The 9108-nt window shown below is 72.1% G+C and carries 7 protein-coding genes; 5 read left to right on the top strand and 2 right to left on the bottom strand.

All coding sequences use genetic code 11. The features are described 5' to 3' along the window. Both ABDW35_RS25355 and ABDW35_RS25350 read right to left on the bottom strand, forming a co-directional pair. A partial coding sequence (locus ABDW35_RS25355) for a hypothetical protein (RefSeq protein ID WP_343716642.1) occupies window positions 1–3364 on the bottom strand: 3364 nt, incomplete at its 3' end. Window positions 3365–3489: 125 nt separating this feature from the next. Then, window positions 3490–4716, bottom strand: a complete 1227-nt coding sequence (locus tag ABDW35_RS25350) for a Zn-dependent hydrolase (RefSeq protein WP_343716641.1) — start codon at window positions 4714–4716, stop codon at window positions 3490–3492. Window positions 4717–4960: 244 nt separating this feature from the next. Here ABDW35_RS25350 and ABDW35_RS25345 point away from each other — a divergent pair, with 244 nt between their 5' ends. The 5 genes from ABDW35_RS25345 to ABDW35_RS25325 form a co-directional block, all read left to right on the top strand. Further along, the gene (locus ABDW35_RS25345) at window positions 4961–6463 is read left to right on the top strand and encodes a mechanosensitive ion channel family protein (RefSeq protein ID WP_343716640.1); all 1503 of its coding nucleotides are present in this window, start codon (window positions 4961–4963) and stop codon (window positions 6461–6463) included. An 84-nt stretch (window positions 6464–6547) separates the two neighbouring features. Further along, complete coding sequence (locus ABDW35_RS25340; RefSeq protein WP_343716639.1) at window positions 6548–7090, top strand: Rrf2 family transcriptional regulator; 543 nt, start codon at window positions 6548–6550, stop codon at window positions 7088–7090. A gap of 8 nt (window positions 7091–7098) precedes the next feature. Continuing rightward, on the top strand, window positions 7099–7749 hold the full coding sequence (locus ABDW35_RS25335) for a response regulator transcription factor (protein ID WP_343716638.1): 651 nt from the start codon (window positions 7099–7101) through the stop codon (window positions 7747–7749). Window positions 7750–7823: 74 nt separating this feature from the next. After that, a complete protein-coding gene (locus tag ABDW35_RS25330; RefSeq protein ID WP_343716637.1) occupies window positions 7824–8225 on the top strand; it encodes a response regulator in 402 nt (133 codons plus the stop codon). Window position 8226: 1 nt separating this feature from the next. Next, the coding region (locus tag ABDW35_RS25325) for a PAS domain-containing protein (protein WP_343716636.1) at window positions 8227–9108 on the top strand (882 nt) is incomplete at its 3' end.

Here is a 9108-nt window from a genome sequence, read left to right as displayed (position 1 = left end):
CCGGCACGGCCACGGCGGGGGCCAGGCCGCGATCGATCGCCACGCTGGCCCAGGCACCGTTGGCCCCCTGGCGTTCCAGCGCCAGCATCAGCTCGGCGGAGGAGCTGGCGGCGGCGACCATCAGGCTGCCCGCGGCGGCGGACGGCATGGCCAGCCGGTGCACGGTCGGTCCGGTCAGCTCCACCGTGCCGGACGGCTGCGCCGCGGCCACCGTGCCGTCCTCGGCCGGCAGCGACAGGCGCAGCTCGGTGGTCGGGCCGGAGCCATCGCCCGAATCCGCTGAATCGCTCGACTCATCCGAGCTGTCGCTGGAGTCGTTATTGGAACTCGCGGTCGTGGCCGCCTCGACCCGGGCGAGGTCCAGCGTGTAGCGGCCGGCCGGCAGGTACTGCGACACGGCGATGTTCCAGTCGCCGTCGCGGTCGTCGAAGCGGCCCAGCACCTGGCCCTGGGCGTCGCGCAGCACCGCCTTGACGTCGATGCCGCCGAAGCTGGTCAGGCTGACCACCCGGTCGGTGGCGATGCTGAACGGCACGGTCGAGGGCAGCGGGACCTCGCGCACCGTGCCCGGCTGCAGCTCGTCGGTGTGCAGCGACAGGGTGTAGTCCAGCCGGTCGTTGCGCCCCAGGCTGGTGGCCTCGACGTGATATCGGCCGCCCGGCAACTCGCCGCTGAAGGGGGCGCTGCTGGTGAACCGGGCGACCGGCGTGAAGGGCGGAATAGTATCCGGCGGGTTGTGCTGGAGCAGATCGGCCACCATGCCCTCGCCGATGCTCAAGCTGGCCTTGGCCGGGCCGGCCAGGGTGAAGTCCCACCGGTCCGGCGTGCGCGGATCGCCGCGTCCCGTCGGCTCGCGCCACTGGAAGGACTGGTCGGCATCGAAGGGCAGCGGGTGCGGGCCGTGGCCCTCCAGCGCGACCTCGGGCTCGATCCGGGTCAGCCGCGCGACGACGCGGGTGTCGACCGCCTCGGGCAGGATCATCAGGCGATAGCGGCCGGCGGCCAGCGGCTGCTCCAGCCCCGACAGGTCGCCCGCGGCCAGCAGCGGCCAGCCTTCGGCATCTTCCAGCCGCGCGGTGAAGCTGCGGTCCAGGCCCAGGATCTCCAGCCGGTACTGGCCGTCGGCCGGGATCTCGACCGGGAACAGGATGCCGCTGCCGGCGGGCAGGGCGGCGCGCACGGTGCCGGCGGGGACCAGCGCGGCGCCGTTCAGCATCGGCGTCGGCCGGGCGGTCAGGCCCAGCCGGCCGGCGCTGTCATGCGACGTGGCGGTGACGCGATAACGGCCGGCGCGCAGATATTGTTGCAGCAGCATGTTCTGGCCGGCGCCATTGGCCGCAGCGTCGCCCAGCGAGTCGATGAAGGCCGTGCCGATCGACCCGCTGGTGCGCAGCCGGCCCAGCGTCTCGACCCGGTACAGCCCGCCATCGGCGACGGTCAGGGCGAAGCTGCGCTCGGCATCGCGGTCCAGGTCGAACCAGGCGGGCTTGCCGGCCTGCAGCGCGGTCAGCGGCGGCGGCGGGGTCACGGCCGGGTCCGGCAGCGGCGCCGCGGGCGGCCGCCAGGAGAGGATGACGGTGCGCGGCTTGTCCGGCGCCGGCAGGGTCAGGTCGGCGCCGGTGGTGCTGGCCGGGGCCGGCCTGGGCTTCAGCTCCGTGGTGCCGACTCCGACCTCGGTCTGCAGCAGCGTGCCGTCGGCCGGGTGCTGCAGCGACAGGCTCAGCGGCTCGCCCGCGCTCTGGGTCACGGCCAGCGGCCCATCGGCGAGGTCGAGCGGCCAGCGCCGGGCCGACAACCCGGTCCGCGCCTGCGGGCCGCTGTTGGTGACCAGCCGCAGGGCCTGGCCCTCCGCCAGCGTCTGCCGGCCGAAGCCGACCACCGGGTCGGCCGGCTGCATCGGGGTGTTGTCCCGCGGCACCAGCCCGGGCGGGCCGACGGTGAGGTCGAGGATGCCGCTGGCGCCGTCGACCGGGTCCAGCTTCAGCACATACCAGCCGGCCGCCAGGTCCCAGGATGGGGTGGCGCCACTGGTCCGCGCCGCCTGCATGTCGCCACTGGGGACCGTCATCGACGGCCGGATGGCCGGGCCGTCGCTGCGCACGGCGATCGGGCCGTCGGCCGTGACATGCAGCAGCAGGGTGCTGGGGCCGCGCAGGTTGAAGCGCTGGCGCCAGGCCGCGCCCGGGCCGATCTGCGGCGCGTTGCTGCCGACCGTGATGGTCGGCTTGTCCTTCTCGGTGCGCACCAGCGCCAGGGTCGCCGGCAGCTCATCGCCGCCGAAGCCCACGGTCGGGGCCGCGACCCACCAGTCGCCGGCATCGGACACGCTCGTGCCGGCCGGCGTCTCGACCGCCCGCAGCTGGAAGGCCTGGCCGGCCGCGCCGGTCAGCTCGACCACCCGGTCGCCGGGTGAGTCTATTGCGGGCGCATCGGCCGAGGCCGCCGGGTCGCGGCTCTTCTTGTCGATCGTGCCGCCGGAGAGAGGGCTGGTGCCGTCCAGCACCCGCAGCCCGGCGGGGGCGGAGGCGGGCAGGGCCAGGCGGAACTGCCGGGCGCTGCCGTCGATCCGGTACAGATCGCGGCCGAACGGCCCGATCGCGCCGCCGACCCAGCCGGCCAGCAGCGCGTCCGACGCGCCGAAGCGGATGTGGAAGGGCTGGCTGGTGTCGCCGTCGGCCCAGGTCGCGGCCGGGCCGCCATAGGCGGTGACCAGGTAGGTGCCGGGCTCGAGATTGCCTTCGAAGGTGATGTCGGTCATGGGATGACCGGCCACCGGCTCGATGGTCCGCACCCGCCCGGTCTGCGGCACCAGGTCGGTGCCGTTCCGCCAGAAGCGCAGCTCGGCCAGGCTGCGGCCCGCCGCCTCCAGGCGCAGGAAGCCCGGCGCCTCGACGGCGACCCAGAAGGAGCGCTGCTGCAGGTCGGCCAGCGGCGCGCTCCGCACCTCGCCGTCGCGCGGGCGCAGCGCCGGCGGCTCGGCCTCGCGGAACGGGGCGACGGTCAGCGCGGCCTCGCCCTCGGCCCCCTTGGCGCCGAACAGCCGCAGCTTGTAGGTGCCGACGTCGAGCAGCACGTCCAGCCGCCCGTCGGTGGCCCCGGCCTCGCCCGACGGCTCCGACGGGCCGGTCAGCATGTCGACCAGCTGGATCGCCACGCCGCTGCGGCTGCTGACGCGGATCGAGAAGCGGCCGGGCTGCAGCACGCGCAGCAGCGTGTCGTGCTGGCCGGCGGCGGGCAGCTTGTCCTTGTCGACGGTGGCAGCCGCGGCCGTGGGCGCCGCGGGAAGCGTGGTCTGCGCCAGGACGGGCGGGGCGGCAAGGGCGGCCATCAGGCCCAGCAGCGTGATCCAATGACGGGCACTCATGGTTTCACCCCCCAGTCCGGATCATCGGACTGCCTGCGCACCCGAATGGTTTCAACGGGATTCGTGGCATTTCGATGATCTCGCCGTGCTTTTTCCGGGCCTGCCGCCGTTTCGGCCGCCCCAGGTCAGGCGGCGCGCAGCAGCGCTTCCGCAGCGGTGGCCAGCACCTGGCAGCCCAGGACGAGATCCGCATCCGCCGTGTTCTCGGTCCAGTGATGGCTGACGCCGCCGATGCTGGGCACGAACAGCATGCCGGCCGGCAGGCGCCGGGCGAGGTATTGGGCGTCATGGCCGGCGCCGCTGGGCAGGCGCATCGCGCTGCCGGGGGCGTGATGCTCCGCCGCCCGCTCCAGCGCTGCCTGGAGCGGCGCGGCCATCACGTTGGGGGTCGAGCGCGACAGGGCGCGCAGGCTCGCCCGGCAGGGGCCGGCGGCGTCGGATTGTGCCACCAGCGCCTCCAGCGCCTGCTCCAGGACGAGGAGGCGCTCGGGATCGGCATCCCGGAACTGGAAGGTCATCTCGGCCCGCCCCGGGATGATGCTGGACGCCCCGGGCTCCAGCTGGATCCGCCCGGTGGTCCAGACGGAGTGCGGCCCGGCGACCTCGGGAAAGCGCCGCGCGATCGCGTGGCACAGCTCGGTCAGCGCGACGCCGGCATCCTTGCGCGCCGCCATGCGGGTCGTGCCGGCATGGTTCTGCTGGCCCTCGAAGGTGATGGCGTAGGTCCAGATGCCGACGATGCTGGTCACCACGCCGATGCGCTTGCCCAGGCTTTCGAGGGTGTCGCCCTGCTCGATATGCGCCTCGACGAAGCCGACATGTCGGCCGGGTTCCAGGACATAGCGCGGACGTCCGGCATAGCCGGCCTCGGCCAGGGCATCCGGCAGCGTCTCTCCGGTCGTGTCGTTGACGGATTGCGCGATCTCGTCATCCGGCAGCTCGCCGATGAAGGACCGGCTGCCGAGGAACGAGCCGAAATGCCCTTCCTCGTCGGCGAAGACGGCGACCTCGATGCCCAGGTCGCGGCAGGCCGGGTCCTCGCGGAAGGCCCGGGCGACCTCCAGCCCGTAGATCACGCCCATCGCGCCGTCGAGCCAGCCGGCATGGGGCTGGCTCTCGAGATGGGAGCCGATCAGCAGCTTCGGGCCCTTGGCCGGGCTGGCCGACATGATGTTGCCGATGCCGTCGATTTCGGCCGTGAGCCCGGCCTCCTGCAGCCGCTCGACCAGCCATTGGCGCGACGCGACATCCTGCGGCGAGTAGGTCGGCCGGTGGACGCCGGTCTTGTAGCGGCCGAACTCGGCCAGCTGGCGGAGGTCGCCCAACAGGCGCTGGCCATCGATCCGGGGCATGCTGGGTCCTCGCGCGGCACGGTTCACGGAGCCTGTCCGTTCTGACGGTCGCCCCCGGGATTGGCAAGCCCCGGCGCGCCCGGATCGGCGCCTTCGCCCGGAACCTATGCGGCGGTATGGGTCGCTCTCATCCTCGGCAGGATCGATCGCGGCCACCCCGGCGCGATAGGGTCCCGGCGAGGCCAGCGGCCGGCCGGTGGACCAATGACGGACCCCCGACCGGCCGGGGCAAGGGCTGCGGTCCATGGATCAGATATCCGTCTCGGCGCTGCTGGCGTCGCCTTTCGCCTATGTCGGCCTGGCCGGCCTCGCCGGGATCCTGGTCTGGCGCCTGATCCCCGGGCGGCGGTCGACCACCCGGCTGCTGGTGCAGATCGCGGTCTTCACGGTGATGACCGCGATCCTGATCGGCGGCGGCCTGTCCCCCTACATGATCGAAGGCCGCCGGTCGGCGGATGACGGCGCGCTGCTGGTGATCGCGGCCAGGCTGCTGTGGTGGATTCACCTCGCCTGGGCGACCATCGGCCTCGTCCGCATCTACCTCGTGCTCGAGGGGCGGCCGCGCGAGGCGCGGCTGCTGCAGGACCTGATCGTCGGCGGGGTCTATCTCGGCGTCGGGCTGTCGGTGCTGGCCTTCGTCTTCGGCATCCCGATCGGGACGCTGGTCGCCACCTCCGGCGTCATCGCCATCATCCTGGGCCTGGCCCTGCAGAGCACGCTCAGCGACGTGTTCTCCGGCATCGCCATGACCCTCGGCCGGCCCTTCGCCATCGGCGACTGGATCGTCCTCAGCGACGGGACCGAGGGGCGGGTGATCGAAAGCACCTGGCGCGCCACCCATCTGCTGACCGGCTCCAGCAACGTCGTGGTGCTGCCGAACAGCTTCCTGGCCCGGCTGGGCCTGACCAATGTCAGCCGGCCCGACGAATCCCACCTGGTGTCGCTGCCGCTGCGCCTGGCCCCGACCCGGATGCCGGCGGCGATCATGGAGGTGGTGCAGCTGGCCCTGCTCAGCGCCGATGCCATCGTCAAGGAGCCGCCGCCGTCGGTGTCCATGACCGGCCTGGACGCTGCGGCGCTGCAGATGGAGCTGTCGTTCCGGGTCGCCAGCCCCGGCAGGCGCAGCCAGGCGAGGAACGAGGTGATCGACCTCGTCTACCGCCACTGCAAATCGGCCGGGCTGCTGCTGGCACCTCCGCCGGAGGGCATTGCCGCCCTCAAGGACCTGCCGACGGAGGAGACGGCCAAGCCGCCGCCGGTCTCGCCCCTGGCGCTGATCGAGGCGCTGCCGATCTTCGCCGCGCTGACGCAGGAGGAGAGGCAGGCGCTGGCCGACGCGACCACGGCGCGGGCCTATCGCAAGGGCGACGTGATCGTGCGCGAGGGCGAGACCCTGTCCTCGCTGATGATCCTCCGGGCCGGCATCGTCGTCATGCGCCGCGGCGGGGTGGAGGCCGGCCGCCTCGCCCCCGGCGACATCTTTGGCGAGACCGGGCTGCTGGCGGGGATGGGGGAGGCCTGCACGCTGGAGGCGATGACGCGCGTGACGGTCTACGAGATCGACCAGGCCGCCTTCGAGCCGCTGATCCGCAACCGGCCGGCGCTGGCCGAGGATCTGGCCGTAAGCCTGTCCGCCCGGGCCCAGAAGGCCCGGGCGAACGGAGCCCATGGGCCCGGGCATGACCGCAGCCCGCATTTCTTCCTCGGGGCCATGCACACGATCTTCCGCCGGCGATCGGCGGGCTGACCGCGGCGGCCCGATCCAAACACCGACACCATCAGTCCGAGTTTACCGTTGCGCTTCGAAACTCGGACTGATACAGTCCGAGATATGGCTCACATCACGGCAAGCGTCGAATACGGGCTGCATTGCCTGCTGTGGCTCGTCGGCAAGGACGAGACGCCGATGAGCAGCCGGGATCTCGCCGATCTCCAGGGCATTTCGCCGGCCTTCCTGGCCAAGATCATGGCCAAGCTGGAGAAGGCCGGGATCGTCCGGGCGACAGAGGGGGTGCGGGGCGGCTATGTGCTGGCCCGGAAGCCGGAGGACATCAGCTTCCTCGCCGTCGTCGACGCGATCGAGGGGCGCAAGCCGCTGTTCGACTGCCAGGAGATCCGGGGGCGCTGCGCCGTCTTCGGGGGCAGCCCGCCCGCCTGGGCGACGGGAGGGGTCTGCGCGGTCCATGCCGTGATGCTGCGGGCAGAGAAGGCGATGCGGCAGGAGCTGGCCAGGCAATCCCTGGGAGATATCGCGCAGGGCCTGTTCCGGGTGGCGCCGGCCGATTTCACCGCCGCGCTGGAAGAATGGATCGACCGCCGGGTCAGCGGCCGCGGCCGCAGATCCGGCGCCTCCGACCCCGTTTCATCGAAGTGAGGTCACCCATGTACACGGCCGCCGCGACCGAGCGTCCCCTGGTGCTGATCGTCGATGACGACGAGGCCGTCCGGCTGTCGCTGCAGGAGCTCATGCTGTCGGTGGGGCTCGACGCCGTCGGTTTCGCCTCGGCCCGCGAGCTGCTGGACACGGCACTGCCGGACCGGTCGGGATGCCTGGTCCTCGACGTCCGCCTGCCGGGCACCAGCGGGCTTGACCTGCAGCAGCAGCTCGCCTCGGACGGCAGGGCCAAGCCGGTCGTCTTCCTGACCGGCCATGGCGACATCCCGATGACGGTCCAGGCCATGAAGGCCGGCGCCGTCGACTTCCTGACCAAGCCGGTCCGCGACCAGAGCCTGCTGGACGCCGTCACCACCGGCATCGAGCGCGACGTGGCCCAGCGGGCCAGGGCCAGGGTGTCGCGGCAGCATGTCGACCACCACCGCACCCTGACCCCGCGCGAGCGCCAGGTACTGCGCGCGGTGGCGCTGGGGCGGTTCAACAAGCAGATCGCCTTCGACCTCGGCATCAGCGAGGTCACCGTCAAGCTGCACCGCAGCAACGTGATGCGGAAGATGCACGCCAGCTCGGTCGGCGAGCTGATTCGCGCCTGGGAAGCCCTCCCGGCCGAGCTGCGCGAGGACGGGGAGCCGACCTAGCCCACGGGATAGTTACGGAGGCGCCGCGGCTGGCGCGACATGGGGAGCCATTCGCGTCGATGAGGGCCGCCCGCTTGTCCAAGCTTCCCATGATCGCGATCGTCGACGATGACGAAGCCATGCGCGACGCACTGTCCGAGCTGCTCCAGGTCCTGGGCTTCGAGAGCCGGGCTTTCGACTGCGCCGCGGCCTTCCTGGACGAGGCCGAGCGCTTCGATTGCCTGATCACCGATGTGCGGATGCCGGGCGTGGACGGCATCGAGCTGCAGCGCCGGCTGCGCGCCTGCGGCTGCGCCATCCCGGTGCTGATGATCACCTCGGCGCCGGATCCGATGACCCGGGCGCGGGCCCTGGACGGCGGCGCCTGCGCCTATCTGGCCAAGCCGGTCGATGACGGCGTGCTGCTCGACCACCTCAGGGCGGCCTTGGGGCGGGAGGGCGGACAGGCCGGCGGCGACCCGTCATCGGGAGGCTGACATGGACGAGACGTTTGCTTCCATCGCCGGGCACGAGCCCGAAGCCGCTTCCGCTCTCGACGCGGCGCGTCGCGACACGGCCTATTGGCGGCTCGCCATCGCCGGTGTCCGGCCCTTCATGAGCGCCCGGCTGGCCCGCGGCGAGCTGTGCCAGGCGGATTGGGCGTCCGAGGTGCTCGAGCGGACCTTCGTGGTCGATCTCAACGAGCGGAGCGAGCACCTGCTCGGCGGGCCCGGCGGCCGCGAGGAGCTGATCGGCCGGCCGATCGCGGAGGTCTGGCCGACCGACAGCAAGGCCGATCTGGCCGAGATGATCGCCGAGGTCGCGATGGATCCGTCTCCGCGCGCGGTGCGGGTGCGCGGCATCAGCTCGCTGCTGCTGAACCGTCCGGAGATGACGGTCAGGCGATCGGCGGATGGCGGTCGCGACACGGTGATCGTGACGGTGACAGGCCCGCTGATCGACCATCGATCCTACTGGTCGGTGCGGGCGAGCGAGGAGCGGTACCGCAACCTCATCCGCCATCTGCCCAATCCGCTGCTGCGCATCGACACGGCCGCGATGGCATCTGTCTTTGCCGGGCTCAGGGCCGAGGGGGTCTATGATTTCGGCCTGTATCTGGACGCCCATCCGGAGCTGATCGAGTTCGCCCTGCAAAGCGTGCTGATCACCGAGGTCAATCCCAGCGCGGCCGCGCTGTTCGGCGCGGCCTCGGCGGCGGATCTGACCGGCCCGGTGCGGATCCTGTTCCAGGCTTCGCCCGACACCGTGCGGCGGATCATGATCGCGAATTTCGAGGGGCGCCGGAGCCACGCCGAGGTGATGAAGCTCCGCCGGCTCGATGGCCGGCTGCTCGACGTCCAGTTCTCGGTGACCTATCCG

It is taken from the genome of Inquilinus sp. (assembly GCF_039594555.1).
Lineage (GTDB): Bacteria > Pseudomonadota > Alphaproteobacteria > DSM-16000 > Inquilinaceae > Inquilinus.
Note: the sequence above shows the minus strand (reverse complement) of the source record. Positions and strands in the feature narration are given on the sequence as shown.